General features: G+C 73.8%; 12 protein-coding genes and 1 pseudogene. 8 read left to right on the top strand and 5 right to left on the bottom strand.

Annotated elements, in window-relative coordinates:
• Nucleotides 1-99 precede the first annotated feature (99 nt).
• From acs to ACFVYI_RS02485, 3 genes are all read right to left on the bottom strand, one after another.
• Nucleotides 100-2055 carry an acetate--CoA ligase gene (acs, locus tag ACFVYI_RS02495; RefSeq protein ID WP_387880684.1) on the bottom strand — a complete coding sequence of 652 codons (1956 nt, stop codon included), beginning with the start codon at nucleotides 2053-2055 and terminating at the stop codon, nucleotides 100-102.
• A gap of 231 nt (nucleotides 2056-2286) precedes the next feature.
• The gene (locus ACFVYI_RS02490) at nucleotides 2287-4692 is read right to left on the bottom strand and encodes a SulP family inorganic anion transporter (RefSeq protein WP_387880682.1); all 2406 of its coding nucleotides are present in this window, start codon (nucleotides 4690-4692) and stop codon (nucleotides 2287-2289) included.
• A 449-nt stretch (nucleotides 4693-5141) separates the two neighbouring features.
• A complete protein-coding gene (locus ACFVYI_RS02485) occupies nucleotides 5142-6134 on the bottom strand; it encodes an ATP-binding protein (protein WP_387880679.1) in 993 nt (330 codons plus the stop codon).
• 268 nt (nucleotides 6135-6402) lie between these two features.
• Between ACFVYI_RS02485 and ACFVYI_RS02480 the strand changes: the two genes are divergently transcribed.
• Nucleotides 6403-7296, top strand: a complete 894-nt coding sequence (locus tag ACFVYI_RS02480) for an oxidoreductase (protein ID WP_387880677.1) — start codon at nucleotides 6403-6405, stop codon at nucleotides 7294-7296.
• A gap of 441 nt (nucleotides 7297-7737) precedes the next feature.
• On the opposite strand, the pseudogene ACFVYI_RS02475 reads toward ACFVYI_RS02480, so the two are convergent.
• Nucleotides 7738-8535: pseudogene (locus ACFVYI_RS02475) on the bottom strand (HAD family hydrolase); the annotation flags it as partial.
• Between the two features lie 989 nt (nucleotides 8536-9524).
• On the opposite strand from ACFVYI_RS02475, the gene ssd reads away from it, so the two are divergent.
• From ssd to ACFVYI_RS02440, 7 genes are all read left to right on the top strand, one after another.
• Nucleotides 9525-10649 (top strand): septum site-determining protein Ssd, encoded by a 1125-nt coding sequence (gene ssd, locus ACFVYI_RS02470; RefSeq protein WP_387880674.1) that lies wholly within the window; start codon nucleotides 9525-9527, stop codon nucleotides 10647-10649.
• Entirely contained in the window at nucleotides 10649-12001 is a 1353-nt protein-coding gene (locus ACFVYI_RS02465; protein WP_387880672.1) for a TadA family conjugal transfer-associated ATPase, read from the top strand. The genes ssd and ACFVYI_RS02465 overlap by 1 nt, the downstream gene beginning before the upstream one ends.
• A gap of 352 nt (nucleotides 12002-12353) precedes the next feature.
• Nucleotides 12354-13286, top strand: a complete 933-nt coding sequence (locus tag ACFVYI_RS02460; RefSeq protein ID WP_387880671.1) for a type II secretion system F family protein — start codon at nucleotides 12354-12356, stop codon at nucleotides 13284-13286.
• Nucleotides 13287-13516: 230 nt separating this feature from the next.
• Complete coding sequence (locus ACFVYI_RS02455) at nucleotides 13517-14212, top strand: type II secretion system F family protein (RefSeq protein WP_387880668.1); 696 nt, start codon at nucleotides 13517-13519, stop codon at nucleotides 14210-14212.
• A 226-nt stretch (nucleotides 14213-14438) separates the two neighbouring features.
• Complete coding sequence (locus ACFVYI_RS02450; RefSeq protein WP_387880666.1) at nucleotides 14439-14573, top strand: DUF4244 domain-containing protein; 135 nt, start codon at nucleotides 14439-14441, stop codon at nucleotides 14571-14573.
• On the top strand, nucleotides 14563-15003 hold the full coding sequence (locus ACFVYI_RS02445) for a TadE family type IV pilus minor pilin (RefSeq protein ID WP_387880664.1): 441 nt from the start codon (nucleotides 14563-14565) through the stop codon (nucleotides 15001-15003). The genes ACFVYI_RS02450 and ACFVYI_RS02445 overlap by 11 nt, the downstream gene beginning before the upstream one ends.
• Nucleotides 14991-15473, top strand: coding sequence for an Rv3654c family TadE-like protein (locus tag ACFVYI_RS02440; protein WP_387880661.1), 483 nt, complete (start codon nucleotides 14991-14993; stop codon nucleotides 15471-15473). Before ACFVYI_RS02445 ends, ACFVYI_RS02440 begins: the two co-directional genes overlap by 13 nt.
• Here the strand turns inward: ACFVYI_RS02440 and ACFVYI_RS02435 are convergent.
• Nucleotides 15468-17939, bottom strand: coding sequence for a DEAD/DEAH box helicase (locus tag ACFVYI_RS02435; RefSeq protein ID WP_387880659.1), 2472 nt, complete (start codon nucleotides 17937-17939; stop codon nucleotides 15468-15470). The two genes, ACFVYI_RS02440 and ACFVYI_RS02435, sit on opposite strands and share 6 nt — an antisense overlap.
• Nucleotides 17940-17975 lie beyond the last annotated feature (36 nt).

The raw sequence follows: 17975 nt of genomic DNA, 5'->3' as shown, positions 1-17975 counted from the left end.
CCGCCGCGGGGGGGGGGGGGGGGGGGGGGGGGGGGGGGCCCCACCGGGGGCCCGGGGGGGTCCCCCCCCGCCGGGCCCACCGCGCCGTTCGACGGGCTGTCAGCCCTCGCTGCCCGCCGGGGGGAGCTGGGACTGGATCAGGCTCATCACCGAGCTGTCGGCCAGCGTGGTGGTGTCGCCGACCTCGCGGCCCTCGGCGATGTCGCGCAGCAGTCGGCGCATGATCTTGCCGGAGCGGGTCTTCGGCAGCTCGCCGACGACCTTGATCTGCTTCGGCTTGGCGATCGGGCCGAGCGTCCGGCCGACGTGCGCGCGCAGCTCCTCGACCAGCTCGGGGCTGTCGGTGGCGCTGCCGCGCAGGATGACGAAGGCGACGATCGCCTGGCCGGTGGTGGCGTCGGTGGCGCCGACCACGGCGGACTCGGCGACGGACGGGTGGCCGACCAGGGCCGACTCGACCTCGGTGGTCGAGATGTTGTGGCCGGAGACCAGCATGACGTCGTCGACCCGGCCGAGCAGCCAGATGTCGCCGTCCTCGTCCTTCTTGGCACCGTCACCGGCGAAGTAGCGGCCCTGGAAGCGCGACCAGTAGGTGTCGATGTAGCGCTGGTCGTCGCCCCAGATGGTGCGCAGCATGGACGGCCACGGCTCGGTGAGCACCAGGTAGCCGCCGGAGCCGTTCGGGACCTCGTTGGCCTCGTCGTCGACGACGGTGGCGGAGATGCCCGGCAGGGCGCGCTGGGCGGAGCCCGGCTTGGTCTCGGTGACGCCCGGCAGCGGGCTGATCATCATCGCGCCGGTCTCGGTCTGCCACCAGGTGTCCACGATCGGGGCCTTGCCGGCGCCGATGTGCTCGCGGTACCAGATCCACGCCTCGGGGTTGATCGGCTCGCCGACGCTGCCCAGCACCCGCAGCGAGGAGAGGTCGAACTTCGCGGGGATGTCGTCGCCCCACTTCATGAAGGTGCGGATCGCGGTGGGCGCGGTGTAGAGGATCGTCACGCCGTACTTCTGGACGATCTCCCAGAACCGGCCCTGGTGCGGGGTGTCCGGGGTGCCCTCGTAGATGACCTGGGTAGCGCCGTTGGCGAGCGGGCCGTAGACGATGTACGAGTGGCCGGTGACCCAGCCGATGTCGGCGGTGCACCAGTAGACGTCGGACTCCGGCTTGAGGTCGAAGACGGCGTGGTGGGTGTAGCTGGCCTGGGTGAGGTAGCCGCCCGAGGTGTGCAGGATCCCCTTGGGCTTCCCGGTGGTGCCCGAGGTGTACAGGATGAAGAGCGGGTGCTCGGCGTCGTGCGCCTCGGGGGTGTGCTCGGTGGACTGGCGCGCGGTGATCTCGTGCCACCAGACGTCGCGGCCCTCGGTCCAGGAGACCTCCTGGCCGGTGCGGCGGATCACCAGGACGTGCTCGACCCCCTCGGCCTTGGTCAGCGCCTCGTCGATGGCGGGCTTGAGCGCGGACGGCTTGCCGCGGCGGTAGCCGCCGTCGGCGGTGATGACCAGCTTGGCCTGGGCGTCCTGGATCCGGGAGGCGACGGCGTCGGCCGAGAAGCCGCCGAAGACCACGGAGTGGGTGGCGCCGATCCGGGCGCAGGCGAGGATCGCGACGACCGCCTCGGCGATCATCGGCAGGTAGATCGCCACCCGGTCGCCCTTGGCGACGCCGAGCTCCAGCAGGGCGTTGGCGGCCTGCGAGACCTCGTCCTTGAGCTGGGCGTAGGTGATCGAGCGGCTGTCACCGGGTTCGCCCTCGAAGTGGATGGCGATCCGGTCGCCGTTGCCCGCCTCGACGTGGCGGTCGACGCAGTTGTACGCGACGTTGAGCTTGCCGTCGGCGAACCACTTGGCGAACGGCGGGTTGGACCAGTCGAGCGTCTCGGTGGGCTCGACGGCCCAGGTGAGGCGGCGGGCCTGCTCGGCCCAGAAGCCCAGGCGGTCCTCGGAGGCCTGCGCGTACGCGGCCGCGGTGACGTTGGCGGCGGCGGCGAGCTCTGCCGGCGGGGCGAAGCGCCGCTCCTCCTTGAGCAGGTTGGCCAGGCTCTCGTTGCTCAACGCGCACTCCTCATCGAGTCATGATCGGGGTCAATCCCGTGCGTGGGGATTGTCCCGTGTGTCCCAGCGCACAGCTCACCAGGCGAAGTGGTCGGTTGACAAGAGGCGCCGGGTAATTGGTGTAGACCTTTGACCGAGAGTCGAACGGTAGGCCGAGGGGTCGAGCCTCGGCGGCGAGGCGGTGAAGTGGGCCCGTGCCCCGGCCCGCCCGGCAGGGCACGGGCCCGGCTCTCAGGCGGCCAGCCGGGGGTCGCCCCCGGTGGCGGCGGCCGTGGTGAGGTCCGCGCCGGCGGCAGAGACCTGTTCGAATTCACTCTTTCGCCCGGGCGTGTCGCAGGGTGCCGGACCGGCCGTGCCGCCCAGGGCCTCGACCGGACTGAACCGACCGCTCTCCCGATCGAGCACGTAGGCCTGGGCGGTGGCGAAGTCGAAGTACATCCCCACCAGTCGCAGGGTGCCCTCGGTGACCCGGCGCTCCACGGCGGGGTTCGCCATCAGCTGGTCCAGCTGCTGGACCACATTGGTGATGCAGAGCTGCTCCACCAGGTCGGCCACCGGGCGGGCGGTGAACTCGGCGGGGGCGCGGCGCAGCCGGTCGAGCGAGCCGCGGCCGTTGCGCAGCCAGCGGGTGAGCGGAGTCGGCGGTCCCGGCCGCTCGTGCACGCCGTCCAGCAGGGCCTTCATGGCACCACAGCCGGAGTGCCCGCAGATCGTGATGGAGCGCACCTCCAGCGCCTCGACGGCGTACTGCACCGCGGCGGCCACCGAGTCGTCGGCCGCGCCCGGCTCGAACGGCGCCGGTACGAGGTTGCCCACGTTGCGGACGGTGAACAGGTCGCCCGGGCCGCTGTTGGTGATCATGCTGGTGACCATGCGCGAGTCGGCACAGGTCAGGAAGAGCTGGGAGGGCGTCTGCCCCTCCCGGGCGAGCCGGGCGAGCTCGGGGCGTACCAGCGGGGCGGTGTGCAGCTGGAACACCCGGACGCCGTCCAGCAGCCGGCCGTGCGGATCCTCCTGCTGATCGATGCAGTGGTGGCCGACCCAGGGGGTCCAGGCCCGGCAGCGGTGCGGGCCGGAGGAGCTGCCCGCCCGGACGGTGCCGTCGGGATCGAGGACCTCGTCGTCCTGGCGTCGCGTCACCATCGAGACCCGGCCACCGGCCGCCTGCCGGCCCGTTCGCCAGCTGTGCAGCGTTTCGTACGCGGCGTGGTCCAGGAAGGAGCCGTCGTGGACGACCGCCACATCGGCGGTGGCGGGGATGCCGCCCAGTGCACGGCTCAGCCGGGGCACCGCGGTGAAGGTGAGCGGCCCGTGCGTCTGGACCGTGAACGAGCCGTCGGGGCCGGCCAGGACGTCCACGTGGGCGCGGGTCAGCCGGTAGAGGGCGAGCAGGACGGCCGTCGCGGCGCCCAGCGCCACGCCCAGCAGGACCCCGAGCAGCACCACGCCGAGCACGGTGGTGAGGTAGACCGGGAACTCGCGGTGTCGATGCACCTTGCGGATGTGCGCGAAGCTGACCATCTGCAGGCCGACGACCAGGACGAGCGCGGCCAGGGCGGCGAGCGGGATCCGGCGGAGCCCGCCGGTGAGCGCCAGTGCTGCCGCGAGCACCCAGACACCGTGCAGGATCGAGGACCACCTGCTCTGCGCGCCGGCCCGGACGTTGGCCGTGCTGCGCACCGCGCCGCCGGCGATCGGGAGCCCGCCGAGCAGGCCGCTGATCATGTTGGCGAGGCCCTGGCCCCGCAGCTCGCGGTCGAGGTCCCCCGTGCGGTGCGACATCCGGTCGATCGCGACGGCGGAGAGCAGCGACTCGACGCTCGCCACGGCGGTGACGGTCAGCACGGCGGCCAGGACCGCGGCGAGCGGCCCGTGCGGCAGGTCGGGGACGAGGTCGTGCGGCTGCCAGGCGGGCAGTTCGACCCGGGCGAGCTGCAGGCCCAGGGTCATGGAGAGCGCGGTGGCGGCGCCTACGGCGGCCAGCGGGCCCGGCACCTTGGCCAGCCGGGCGCCGAACACCCCGGCCCGGCCGGGGAGCCGGGAGAGCCTGGGCCAGGCGAGCAGGACGGCGGCGGTGACGGCGCCGACGGCCAGTGCGGACGGGTGCGGGCCCGCCAGCTGGTCCGGCAGCGCGAGGAGATTGGCCAGCGCCGAACTCTGCGGGGAGCCGCCGAGGACGACGTGCAGCTGCGCGATGGCGATGGTGAGGCCGACGCCGGCCAGCATGCCGTGCACGATGGCCGGCGAGACGGCGAGCGCCGTGCGGGCCACCCGCCGTACGCCGAGGAGGAGTTGGAGCAGCCCGGCGGCGAGTGTGATGGCGCAGGTGGCCTGCCAGCCGTACTGGGTGATCAGGCCGGCGGTGATCACGGTCAGTGCGGCGGACGGGCCGCTGACCTGGAGGGGAGTGCCGCCGAAGAGTCCGACGACGATGCCGCCGACGGCCGCCGCGGCGAGGCCGGCGGTCAGTGGGGCGCCGGTGGCCAGGGCGATGCCGAGGGAGAACGGCACTGCGATCAGGAAGACCACCAGGGAGGCGGAGCAGTCCTGCACCCAACGGCTGCGGGAGGGCGGGCCGGGCGGGGCGTGGTCGTTGGTGTCGGAGGCGATGGGTGCGCTGGAGATGTCGAGGGTCATTGTCTTCCCGTCTTTCCGGGGAACGAACGCAGTCAGGTCCGGTGGTGAGTCCGGTTGGGGGGCTCGGGGACTCGGATCGGCTGTCGTGGGTTGCGACGGTGTGGCGGGATGGCGTTGGGCGCGGCGGGGATCGCGGATGTCACCGGCCGGGCCGTGGACCATCAAGGGGGGCCTCGAAGAAGCCGTGGAGGACCAGGCCGCAGAGAGGACCATCAAGACTCGGTAAACCGAGGGTAATGAAAGCTTTGCACAGCGTCATCTCGGACGGTAGGGCCAGCGCCCTGGATTCACCCCATTGGGTGGTGTTCGAACCGATGGAAATCTGCTGACGGCGTCCGGGTCGACGCCGGACGCGCGAGAACGGGCCGCGGCCTCCCCCGTGTGGGGAGGTCGCGGCCCGTCGGCGGCGTGGAGCGGCGGTGGCGGTCCCGACGTGGCGGAGCCGGTTGTCAGGCGTGGGCCCCGGCGGGGGCGGGCTGCTCGCCACCGAGCACGAAGTCGCGGTCCACCTGGGTGGCGAGGTCGATGCCGACCTTGGCGTTGGCCCAGCTCTCCGCGTTGCGGAGGTGGAAGAGGACGGCCTGCTCGGTGTAGCGCAGGGCGTCCCGGCGGTCGTGAGCGGCGTCCGCCTCGGCGCGCAGCTGCTCCAGGACGGCGCGGTTGCCCGGCTCCAGGGTCCGCAGCGGCGGCTCGGCGCCCCGCTCCAGCCGGCGCACCCAGTCGGACTGTCCGAAGGTGGTCAGCAGGTCGTCCCCGACCTCGGCGCGGAGGAACTCCAGGTCGTCGGAGCTCTGCACCTTGTTGCCGACCACGCGCAGCCGGACGCCGAAGTCCCGGGCATAGTCCTTGTACTGGCGGTACACCGAGACCCCCTTGCGGGTCGGCTCGGCCACCAGGAAGGTGAGGTCGAAGCGGGTGAACAGCCCGGACGCGAAGGAGTCGGAGCCCGCGGTCATGTCGGTGACGACGTACTCGTCCCGTTCGTCGACCAGGTGGTTGAGCAGCAGCTCGACCGCGCCGACCTTGGAGTGGTAGCAGGCCACCCCGAGGTCCTCCTCGGTGAAGGCGCCGGTCGCCAGCAGCCGCACCGACCCTTCGTCGAGCGCGATCGGACGGGCGCAGGCCGCGTACACCGGGTTCTCCTCGACGATCCGCAGCAGGCGCGAACCCCGACCGGGCGGCGTGGTCTTGATCATCTCCTCGGCGGACCGGATCAGCGGGTTGTCGCCGCGCAGGTACTCCTTGATCTCGGGAAGGTGGGCGCCGAGGGACGGCAGCTCCGCGGCCTGGGAGTCCGTCAGGCCGAGTGCGGGGCCGAGGTGCTGGTTGATGTCGGCATCGACGGCGATGACCGGTCGGCCTGCGGCGGCCAGATGGCGGATGAACAGTGAGGACAGCGTGGTCTTGCCGCTGCCACCCTTGCCGACGAAGGCGATCTTCATCTGGGACTCCCGCTCTCGCTCTGGGGCCCGACCTCGGGGCCGCCTTCTCGGGGCCTCTTCCGGGCCGCTTCCGCGCGGCCCTTCAGGGTCGCTTCCGCGCTGCGCCGAGGCCGACGATCTCCGGAATTGGAAATCGTTATCGTCTCCGATAGTGGCCATGCTATCCGCGGTTTCGGCTTCATCGTCGAAGGGAAGTGAGGATTGCCTCTAACGGGTGATGCGGGGTTGCTGTTCCGGGAGGGGCGTCTCGTTCATTACTCTCGGGTAGGTGAGCACTGGAACAGATCCCCTCGCCCCGCTGGCCCAGCTCCCCGGGGTGCCCGACGCGGTGGCCGAGGTGCGCAAGGCCGTCGACCGGCTCTACGGCCACCGGGTGATGCGCCGCCGCGCGGACGAGGTCACCTCCGAGTCCGCGCTGCGCGGCGCCCGCGCCTCGGCGGCACTGGCCGGGGCGGACTGGCCGCTGGAGGAGGTCCGGCGCCGCACCGACTTCAGCGCCGACCCCGAGTCCCGTACGGTCGGCGCCGCGCTGCGGATCGCGGCCGAAGCCGGCCAGCTGCTGAGCATCTGGCGGCACTCCCCGCTCCAGGTGCTGGCCCGGCTGCACCTGCTGGCGGTCGGTGACGCCGACCCGGCGGCGGGGCGGCCGCGGCAGGCCGGGGAGGGCGTGGAGGCCCTGTTCCCGCTGGAGCTCAAGCCGGTGGAGAGCGTCGAGGTGGAAGCCGGTCCGGCCGGACCGGCGATCGAACTGCCGTCGGCTCCCGGGGCCGAGGAGGTCGCCGCCCGGCTCGACCAGCTCTCCCGGCTGCTGGTCGCCCGGGCCGAGGGGCAGGGCGTCGGAACGCCGGCCCTGGTGGTGGCCTCGGTGGTGCACGGGGAGCTGTTGGCGCTGCGTCCGTTCGGCTCGCACAACGGCGTGATCGCGCGCGCCGCGCAGCGGGTCGTGCTGATCGCCGAGGGGCTGGACCCGAAGTCGATCTGCCCGGCCGAGGTCGGCTTCGCGGAGCTCGGCACGGATGCCTACCGGCGTGCGCTGGCCGGGTACCTGGCGGGGACGCCGGAGGGTCTGGCGGCCTGGATCGGCCACTGCGGCCGGGCGTTGCGGCTCGGCGTGCGGGAGAGCACGGCGGTCTGCGAGGCGATGCAGCGCGGCATGGTCTGACCGGACCGCGCCGCGCCGGGCACGAAGATGCGGCGGCACCCGATCCTGCCGGATGCCGCCGCTGGTACAGGTGCCGGGTGACCATGCATGCACCGGAAGTGCCCATCAGACGGGGATCCTGCCCGTTCGTCTGGTGCGGCGGCCCGACAGCGGGTCGGCTGCATGTGGGTGCTCGACTATCTGTACGTGCGGTCCGTGGGGCCTGAACTGCGTTGTCGGTTTGACCTCTTCGGTCCTGACCGGGTCTCGCGGGCCGTGCTTCCTTTGTATCGCGTTTCGGGGGAAAGGGGAACCCGAAACGAGAAGTCTTCGGCTTTTGCCCGTTTTGTACCAAACCGGCAGGCAAAGTCACCTTTGGAACGGGGCGCACGTGATGGCCGCCGGGCGTACGGGTCGGGCGCCCGGTCCGCCCCGTGCACCTGCCGCCGGCTGCGCACGCCTTCAGGCCGCCGGCCGGCGCCGCCGCGCCGCGTACCAGATCACGCCGGCGGTCAGCACCGCCGCGCCGATCGCCACGGCCGTCAGCACCGAGCCGCTCGGCGCGGAGAATTCCGGGAGCCGTCGTCGCAGTTCCACCGGGCGGTCGAAGACCAGCACCGGCCACTCCCGGGCCACCGCCTCCTTGCGCAGCGCACGGTCCGGATTGACGGCGGAGGGATGGCCCACCGCCTCCAGCAGCGGAAGGTCCGTCGAGGAGTCGCTGTAGGCGTAGCACTGGGCGAGGTCGTACCCCTCGACCTCGGCCAACTCCCGGATGGCGGCTGCCTTGTTCTCGGCGTAGGCGTAGTAGTCGATCTCGCCGGTGTAGCGGCCGTCCTCGATCTTCAGCCGGGTGGCGATCACGTGGTCCGCGCCGAGCAGCGCGCCGATCGGCTCGACCACCTCGGAGCCGGAGCTGCTGACGATGACCACGTCGCGGCCGGCGGCATGGTGCTGCTCGATCAGCGAGGCGGCCTCGTCATAGATGATCGGGTCGATCAGGTTGTGCAGGGTCTCGGCGACGATCTCGCGTACCTGCTGGACGTTCCAGCCCCGGGTGAGCGCGGAGAGGTACTCGCGCATCTTCTCCATCTGGTCGTGGTCCGCGCCGCCGACCAGGAAGACGAACTGGGCGTACGCACTGCGCAGGACGGCCCGACGGTTGATCAGGCCGCCCTGGTAGAAGGGCCGACTGAAGGCGAGGGCGCTCGACTTGGCGATGATGGTCTTGTCGAGGTCGAAGAAGGCGGCCGTCCTGGGGCCGGCCGGGCGCGGGCGGGCGGCAGGGAGGCCGGCCGGGGCGGGCCCGCCGGGCTCCTCGGTCGGGGCGGGCCCGCCCCGACCGGTGGCCGCGGCGCCCGGGGCCGCCCCTGCGCTCCCGGCCTTCTCGGCGGTCGCCGGGTTCTCGATGCTCTCGACGGCCCCGGCCGGCTCCACGGTCTCAGTCATCTCAGCCGTCTCGGCGGTCTCGGCGGTGGAGTCCGGGGACTCGTCGGCGTACTCGTCGGCGTTCTCGGTGGTGTCCACGGGAACCGAGGATAGAGGGCGCCGCAAAACCGCCCGCCATTCGGCGTACTCATAGGCGCGCGGGTTTGTGTTTCTGGCCGCTCGGGTACACCATGGAAGTCACGGATCGTTCGCGACCGTGCTAACCCGGTCCGGCTCCTCCCCCCCGAGTCGGGCTGTGGATAGACGACCCCCGCTCTCCCCCCCGGCGGGGGTCGTCGCACGTCCGGGGCCATTTTCAGGGCTTGAACGGCTCTTGCGGAAGACTCCGCGGGCCGCCCGTGGTGATCTCCAAGGGGTGTCGGGTCGAGAATGCGCCGACCCGCTTTCATCACTCTCCGTGGCCAGTTGCTCAGCGTGGCCGATGGCCGGTGCGCGCTCCGAAGGTGCCCGCGAGGCGCTTCGAAGAGGGTGTGAAGAAGCCCCGGAGCGTGTTCGGGAGGCCCCTGTGGATGCTGCCCGTTCCGGCTCTCCGTGATGTGCCGGTTCTTCTCGGTGAGGCAGTTTCGTCAATTCTTTGCTCAATAGCCCCCCGTCCGAGTGAACGTACTTATCCACAGCCCCGAGTTGTCCACAGGGAATCGGAACCGGGCTGACGGAATCCGGATCACCCCCCACCGTGATGGACGGCAGCGGTTGCCGGGCGGGCCCTACGGGGTCGGCCGGGCGGTCGCCCGCCGCGTCCATCCGGATGTGTGCCCGTACCGCTCAGCGCGGCCGGGCGCCGCACAGGGGAGACCGTCATGTCGACACCACTCACCGACCACGCCGCCGCGCACGGCCCGGAGGCCGCCGGCCCGCTCGTCGTCACCGAGGACGAAGGCCTGGCCGAGCACATGTTGCGGCTCTGCGCGGCCGCCGGTACCGAGCCACGGCTGATCCGGGGAGCCCCGCCGACGCGTGGGCTCTGGGAGAGCGCGCCGCTCGTGCTGGTCGGGGACGATCAGGTCGAGCGATGTGCCGGGCTTCCCCGTCGGACCGGGGTGCTGCTGCTCGGGCTGGACCTGGACGACCCGGGAGTCTGGGTCAGAGCCGTCCAACTCGGGGCCGAGCACGTGCTGTTCCTGCCGGACGCCGAAGCCTGGCTGCTCGATCGGATCGCCGACGCCACCGAGGGCATCGGCACGCCGGCGCTCACCGTCGCGGTGCTCGGCGGCCGGGGCGGCGCCGGCGCGTCCACCCTGGCCTGTGCGCTCGCGGTCACGGCCGCGCGCACGGGCAGGCGGACCATACTCGTCGACGGCGATCCGCTCGGCGGCGGGCTCGACATCCTGCTCGGTGGCGAGGCGGCCGGCGGCCTCCGCTGGCCCGACCTGGCCGGCTCGCGGGGCCGGGTCAGCGGCGCCGAACTGGCCAAGGCGCTGCCGGTGCTCAAACGGCTGACCGCGCTCTCCTGCCTGTCCTGGGACCGCGGCGACACGCTCGCCGTGCCGCCCGACGCCATGCGCAGCGTGCTGGCCGCCGCCCGGCGCCGGGGCGGGCTGGTCGTGGTCGACGTGCCGCGCCGGCTCGACCCGGCCGCCGGGCAGGCGCTAGAGCAGTCCGACATGGCGCTCCTGGTGGTGCCGGCCGAACTGCGCGCGGTTGCGGCCGCCGACCGGGTCGCGGCCTCCGTCCGGATGCGACTCGACGACGTACGGGCCGTGGTGCGCCCGCTGCGGCCCTTCGGACTCCCGGCCCACCGGATCGCGCGGGGGCTGCGGCTCCAACTGGCGGGGGAGCTGGAGCCGGAGCCTGGGCTGGCTGCCGACGTCGAGCAGGGCGTGCCGCCCGGGATCCGAACGGAGGGCCCGCTGGCGCGCTTCTGCGAAACCTTCCTGGACGAGGTGCTGCCGCCGGTGCCGGCGGTGGGAGGAGGTGTGTACTGATGGTTCGTCTTCGAGGCACAGGAAGGGCGATCGCCGCCGGGCGGAGTCTCGGTACGAGGGAGCACCGGCCGCTCCGCAGCGTTGCGACGGCCGCCGGGCCGCCGGAGCAGGGCCCGCGGCCCGAGCCGCCCCCCTACGGGCGGACGGCCCGGGAGGAGCGGACGGCTGCGCTGGTCGACGCCGTACGGCTCAGGCTGGCCGAGTCGGGCGCGGCGCCGACGGCCGGGTCCGTCGCGGCGGTGCTGCGGGCCACCCGCCCGCCGCTCGGCGGCGACGAAGTCCTCGACACCGTGCGCTCGCTGCGCGCCGAGCTGGTGGGTGCGGGCCCGCTGGACCGGCTGCTGTCGGCGCCCGATGTCACGGACGTGCTCGTCAACGGGCCGGACGAGGTGTGGGTCGACCGGGGCGGCGGTCTGCGCAGGGCCACCGGCGTTCGCTTCGCCGACGCCGAGGCGGTCCGGCGACTGGCGCACCGCCTCGCCACGGCGGCCGGGCGCCGGCTCGACGACGCGCGGCCCTGGGTGGACGCGCGGCTGCCGGACGGCACCCGGTTGCACGCGGTGCTGCCGCCGATCGCGTCCGGGTGCACCCACATCTCGCTGCGGGTCTGCCGACCCCGCCCCTTCACGCTCGACGAGCTGGTGGCCGCCGGGGCGCTGCCCGCGGCCGGTGCCGAGCTGCTGGCGGGCATCCTGCGGGCCCGGCTCTCCCTGCTGATCAGCGGTGGCACCGGGACGGGCAAGACCACTCTGCTGGCGGCCCTGCTCGGGTTGGCCGGGGCCGGCGAGCGCATCGTCGTGGTCGAGGACTCCGCCGAGCTGCGGCCCGCCCATCCCCACGTGGTCCGGCTGCAGAGCCGGCCGCCCAATCAGGAGGGGCTCGGTGAGTTGACCCTCCGGGACCTCGTCCGCCAGGCGCTGCGGATGCGGCCCGACCGCCTCGTGGTGGGAGAGGTCCGCGGAGCCGAGGTGTCGGACTTGTTGGCCGCGCTGAACACCGGCCACGAGGGTGGCTGCGGCACCGTGCACGCGAACGCGGCGGCGGACGTGCCGGTCAGGTTGGAGGCGCTCGGATCGCTTGCCGGGCTGGACCGGGCGGCGCTGCACAGCCAACTCCGCGCCGCCCTGGACGTGGTGGTGCACCTGGTGCGGGAGCCGGCCTCCGGGCGGCGCCGGGTCGCCGAGATCCACACGCTGTCCGGAGACCGCGACGGGCTGGCCGTCACCACCCCGGCGGTGGCATTCACGGCGGACGGCTTCACCGTGCCCGGGGTCGGCCGGGAGCGCCTGCTCCGGTTGCTCGCGACCCGTGGGGTGGCGGTGGGGGCTGTGCTCCCGCAGGGGCCGCCGTGATCACGGACGCGGTCGAGCTGGCGTTCGGCCTGCTGATCTGCGGGTGCGTGGCCGGAGCTGCGGCGCTACTGGGGCTGTGTCGTGGCAAGAGCAAGAGCAGGTGACGAGAGGGGTGAATGACATGACGAGAAGTCAGTTCGAGCTGTGCTGGGTGGCGGTGCTCTGTGTGGCGGCATCGGCGGGGTGGTGCGCTCTGCAGCGCCGGGTGACGGGCACCCGGCGGTCCGGACTCCTGCTCGCCGGTGGCAGCGGCGGGGGAGGGGGCGGGAGCGGTGGCGCGTTGATGTCCCCGTGGTCAAGGCCGGTGGCAACCGGAGGTGGCGTGGCCGCGCGGTTCCGCAGACCGGGGTGGTTGACGCCGGAACTGCTGCTCCTGCCGGGTGGGTTGGGGGCCGCGCACGCAACGGCCTCGCCCGTCCCGGTGCTGGCCGCCGTTCTGGCCTTCGTCCCGTTGCGGCGCTGGCGACTGCGTCGCGCGGTGGAGATGGAGGCCCGGCAGCGGGCCACCGCGGTGGTGGACCTCTGCGCGGCGCTGGCCGGGGAGTTGCGCAGTGGAGCCACACCCGAGCAGGCGCTGCACGTGGTGACCACGCGTCTCGCCGAGGACGGCGAGGCCCTGCGTCGGGTCGGCCTGGAGCCGGTGGCCCGGCTCGCGGCCGGCCGGTACGGCGGGGATGTGCCCGGGGCCTTCCACCTGCTCGCGGAGTTGCCGGGTGGGCGGGGGGCGACTGCGATCGCCGCCTGTTGGCGGGTCACGTCCGACGGCGGCGGCGGGCTGGCCGCCGGGCTGGACGGAGTCGCCGAGGCGCTGCGCGCCGAGCGTGCGCTGGCGGAGGAGATCGCCGCCGAGTTGGCCGCGCCGCGAGCGACGGTCGCGGTTCTGGCGGCGCTTCCCGTCGCCGGGCTGCTGCTCGGCGCGTCGCTCGGCGCCCGGCCGGTGACCGTCCTGCTGCACACCCCGGCCGGGCTCGCCTGCCTGGTGGGCGGAGCGGTCCTGGAGGGGCTCGGGGTGGCGTGGACGGCCCGGATCGTCCGGGCGGCCTCACGGGGCGCCCTGGAGGACCCTCTGGGCGGCGGACGATCGGCAGCCGAGGCCGAGGCCGAGGCCGAGGCCGGGGGCCGAGGTGCGAGCGCGGCCGGGGTCGCTGCTGGGCTCGGGGTCAAGCCCGGATCCGGAACCGGCGGCCGGCTCGACAGCGGCGGGTGGCGGTGTGGCATCTCCCGCACGCGGGCCCGGCCCGGTGGGCCCAGCGGTTCGTTTCGGGCCGAGACGGCATCGGCGTGACGGCCGGTGCCGAACTGGTCGCCCTCGTAGCGGGTCTGGGGGCATGGGCGCTGTTTCCGCACCGGTGGGCGAAGGAGCGGGCCGGGCGCCGGAGGGCGGTCGCCCTGCTGGGCTCCGGCACCGGGCCCTGGGCGCGCTCTCGGGCCCACCGACGGGCCGGGCCTTTCGCTCCGGTCCGACGGCAGGCCCGGGCCGGACAGAGTGATTCGTCGGGCGAGGAGCGGGCCGCGATGCCGGTCGGGCGGTTGGTCGGCCGGTGGCGGTGGGCCCTGCCGGGTGCCGGATCCACCGCACCGGGCGCGGCTGCGGCAGGGCAGGTGCGGCGGGCGGTGCTGGCGGCCGGTGCCGGAGCCGGTGCGGCCGTCCTGCTCGGCGGCGGCACGGGTGTGGTGGCGGGCGCCATGCTGGCCGTGGGTCTGTACCGGCGGTTGTCGAGGTCGCAGTCCCCGGTGGCGCGGCGGCTCGCGTGGGAGGAGGAGCAGCTCGCCCGGCAACTCCCGTTCACGGCAGAGCTGCTTGCGGCCTGCCTCGGGTCGGCCGCCTCTCCTGCCGCAGCGGTGGCGGCGGTCGGCCGGAGTGTCGGTGCCCCGATGGGGCCCCGGCTGGTGACGATCGCGGCCGAACTGGCCCTGGGAGCCCCGCCGGAGGTCTGCTGGAGTCGGCTGGGTGAGGAGCACCCGTCCCTGGCGCCACTGGCACGCTGCCTGGTTCGGACGAGTCTGAGCGGAGCCCCGGCGGCCGGACCGCTGATCGGGTTGGCACAGGGCTGTCGGAGTGCGGCCGCCCGCGCGGCGCACGCCCGCGTCCGCCGTGCCGGAGTGCTCGCCACGGCACCGCTCGGGCTCTGCTTCCTCCCCGCGTTCGTGCTGATCAGCGTGGTTCCGGTGGTCATGGGGCTCACCGCCGGCTTCGCCCGTTCGATCTGATGTGACGTCAAGACTGTTTCTGCATAAGAGAAGTCGCAGGGGTCGCCGGTCGGCCTCAAGCGGCAGGAAACCCAAGGAGAGAGACATGACTGCAGTGATCGCGCTCAGGTCCGTCGGCACCGGGCGTCCGTGCCGGAGCCTGGTCGGGGTGTGTCGCCGTCGGAGCCGCTGGGCGGCCGTCCGGATCCGGCGGGCAGCCCGCGCCAGGGGCAGGTCGGATGCCGGAATGACCACCGCCGAGTACGCGGTGGGCACCGTCGGTGCGTGCGCGCTGGCCGCCGGGCTGTACAAGGTGGTGACCAGTCCGGCCATCCTCGGTGCTCTGGCCGAACTCCTGGACCGGGCGCTCCATGCGACGTGACGGCCCGGCGGCCGGGCGGTCGGCCGGGTCCGCCCGGTCGGTACGGCCCCACCGTCGTGACGCGGGCTTCGTCACGGCGGAGACGGCGGTGGCGTTGCCGGCGCTCGTCCTGCTCGCCGTGATGCTGATCTGGGGTGTGCTTGCGGCGGCTGCGCAGATCCGTTGCGTCGACGCGGCGCGGGTGGGTGCCCGGGCGGCCGCGCGCGGAGAGGTGGACGCCGCCGCGATCGCCCGCGCGGCCGCTCCGCCCGGGGCAGCCGTACAGGTGGCCGTCGAGGCCGACACGGTTCGCGTCACGGTGGACGCGCCGTCGGCGGCCCCGGGCAGGCTCGCCGGCCTGCTCTCCGTCCGGCTCGGCGCGGCCGCCGTGGCGGCGCGGGAGGACACCTTGGCGGGCACGGGAGGAGGTGCGGGTCCATGGCCGTCCTGAGTCCGGTCGCGGCCTTGGTGGGCCGGGTCACGCGGGCCCGGGCCGCTTGCACGGCGGTGGGGCGGCGGCCCGACAGAGGCTCCGCGACGGTCTGGCTGATCGCGTTCGCGGTGCTCGGCTGTGCGACGTTCACCGCGACCCTCTCGGTCGGCTCGGTGGTCGGCGCCCGCCACCGCGCCGAGTCGGCCGCCGATCTGGCGGCCCTCGCGGCGGCCGACCGGCTGTTGCTGGACCCGGACGGCGGGTGCGGTCGGGCGGCCGGGATCGCGCAGGCGCAGGCGGCCACCCTGGTCTCCTGCACCGTGGAGCGGGAGGCGGACGCCGTCGAGGTGGTGGCGGAGGTCCGGATCGGCGGAGTCCCGGTGGGCCTGCCGATCGGACCGGCCCGGGCCCGTTCCCGAGCAGGCCCGGTCCGCGCTCCGGCTGCCGCGACGGACGAGGATGTCAGCGCGACGGCGGGCGGCTCATGAGTCCCCGGCGGACGGCTCGGCCGCCCCGCCCTCGCCCCGTGCTGCGCCCCCGTCCCGTGCCGCGGCCCCGCCACTGGACTGGCCCCGGGGCTGGCGCTGGTCCTGGTCCAGCCCCTGGTTCTGGTCCAGTCCCTCTCCCCGGTCACCGTCGACCGCAGGCGCGCCGTCGAGCAGGACGTCGAGCAGCCGGACGGCAGCCGCCTTGTCCAGCGGTTCGTTGCCGTTGCCGCACTTGGGCGACTGCACGCAGGACGGGCAGCCGCGCTCGCACTCGCAGGCGGCGATCGCCTCCCGGGTGGCGGTCAGCCACTGGACGGCGCGCTGGAAGCCGCGTTCGGCGAATCCGGCCCCGCCCGCGTGGCCGTCGTAGACGAACACGGTGGGCAGCTGGGTGTCGGGGTGCAGGGGCACCGAGACACCGCCGATGTCCCAGCGGTCGCAGGTGGCGAAGAGCGGCAGCAGGCCGATGGAGGCGTGCTCGGCGGCGTGGGCGGCCCCGGGGAGCTGGTCGGGCGGGATGTCCGCGTCGAGCAGCTGGTCCTCGGTGACGGACCACCAGACAGCACGGGTCCGCAGGGTGCGGGGCGGCAGGTCGAGTTTGGTCTCGCCCATGATCTCCCCGGTGGAGATCCGTTTGCGGAGGTAGCCGACCACCTGGTTGACCACCTCCACCGAACCGAAACTGAGCCGGCCCTCGCCCCAGGCGAGGGAGGTGTCGGTGGAGAGCACCGAGATGGAGGTGATGTCGCGGGCGGCCGTGGTGTAGGGCGGGTCGGCCGGTTCGACCAGGGCGACGGAACTGTCCAGGTCGAAGTCCCGGACGAGGTAGCTGCGCCCCTGGTGGATGTGGACGGCCCCGGTGTGGACGGTGGTGTGGGCGGCGGAGGCGTCCACCGTGCCGAGCAGGCGGCCCGTCGGGGCCTCGACGATCTGCACCGGGCTGCCACCGCTGCCGCGCAGGTCGACGGCGTCGGACGCCCGTTCCCGGCGGGTCCAGTACCAGCCGCCACCGCGCCGGCGGAGCAGTCCGCGCCGTTCCAGGACGGGCAGCAACGGGCCGGCCGAGGGGCCGAACAGCTCCAGGTCGGTGTCCGTGAGCGGGAGCTCGGCGGCCGCGGCGCACAGGTGCGGGGCGAGGACGTGCGGATTGTCGGGGTCGAGCACGGTGGCTTCGACGGGCGTGGCGAACAGCGCCTCCGGGTGGTGCACCAGGTAGGTGTCCAGCGGGTCGTCGCGGGCGATCAGGACGGCCAGCGCGCCTTGGGCCTCGCGCCCGGCCCGCCCGGCCTGCTGCCAGAGCGAGGCACGGGTGCCGGGATATCCGGCCATCAGGACGGCGTCCAGACCGGAGATGTCGACGCCGAGTTCGAGAGCGGAGGTGGAGGCGACGCCGAGCAGGCGGCCGGTGTGCAGATCGCGTTCCAGCGCCCGGCGCTCGTCGGCGAGGTAGCCGCCGCGGTAGGCGGCGACCCGGTCGGCGAGCGGTCGACCGAGCTGGTCCTGGGTCTGGAGCGCGACGAGTTCGGCGGCACGGCGGGAGCGGACGAACACGACGGTGCGGATCTCCCGCTCGACGAGGTCGGTCAGCAGGTGGGCGGCCTCGGCGGTGGCCGTCCTGCGCACGGGTGCCCCGTGCTCGCCGACGTTCTCGGTGAGCGGCGGTTCCCAGAGGCCGAAGACCATCGGACCGCGCGGAGAGGCGTCCTCGGTGACGGCCTCGGCGGGCAGCCCGGTGAGCAGGCGGGCGGTGGCGGCCGGGTTGGCGGTGGTGGCCGAGGCGAGCAGGAAGGTGGGTGAGGCGCCGTACCGGGCACAGATCCGACGCAGCCGTCGCAGCACCTGGGCGACGTGCGAGCCGAACACGCCCCGGTAGCTGTGACACTCGTCGACCACCACGTAGCGCAGCGTCTTGAGGAAGGAGGACCAACGCGCGTGGGCGGGCAGGATGCCGCGGTGCAGCATGTCGGGGTTGGTGAGCACGTACGAGGCGTACTGGCGGACCCACTCGCGCTCCTCGGGCGGCGTGTCGCCGTCGTAGAGGGCCGGCCGGACCCTGGGCGGGGCGAGTTCGGCGGCCCGTCGCCGCTGGTCGGCGGCGAGCGCCTTCGTCGGGGCCAGGTACAGCGCGGTGGCGCCGCGGCCGTTGCGGGCCTCGGTGCCGTCCAGCAGGTCGCTGAGCACCGGTGCCAGGTAGCCGAGCGACTTGCCCGAGGCGGTCCCTGTGGCGATCACCACAGTATGGCCGCTTTTGGCCAGATTCATCGCTTCTGCCTGATGGGCCCAGGGACGTTCCACGCCCAGCGCCCGGGCGGAGTCGACGATCTCGGACCGGATCGAGTCGGGCCAGGGTGAATAACGGGCTGGTCGGGCGGGAAGGTGCTCCGTATGGGTGAGCCGGTCCGACCGCCCCCGGGTGGTGGACAGGGTCGCGAGCAGTGCCTCGGGCAGGCTGTGACGGGGCGGCATGAGGACCCAGTGTGTCACCGGCGTGACGGAGAATCG

This window comes from Kitasatospora sp. NPDC058218 (genome assembly GCF_042882445.1).
Classification (GTDB): domain Bacteria; phylum Actinomycetota; class Actinomycetes; order Streptomycetales; family Streptomycetaceae; genus Kitasatospora.
Note: the sequence above shows the minus strand (reverse complement) of the source record. Positions and strands in the feature narration are given on the sequence as shown.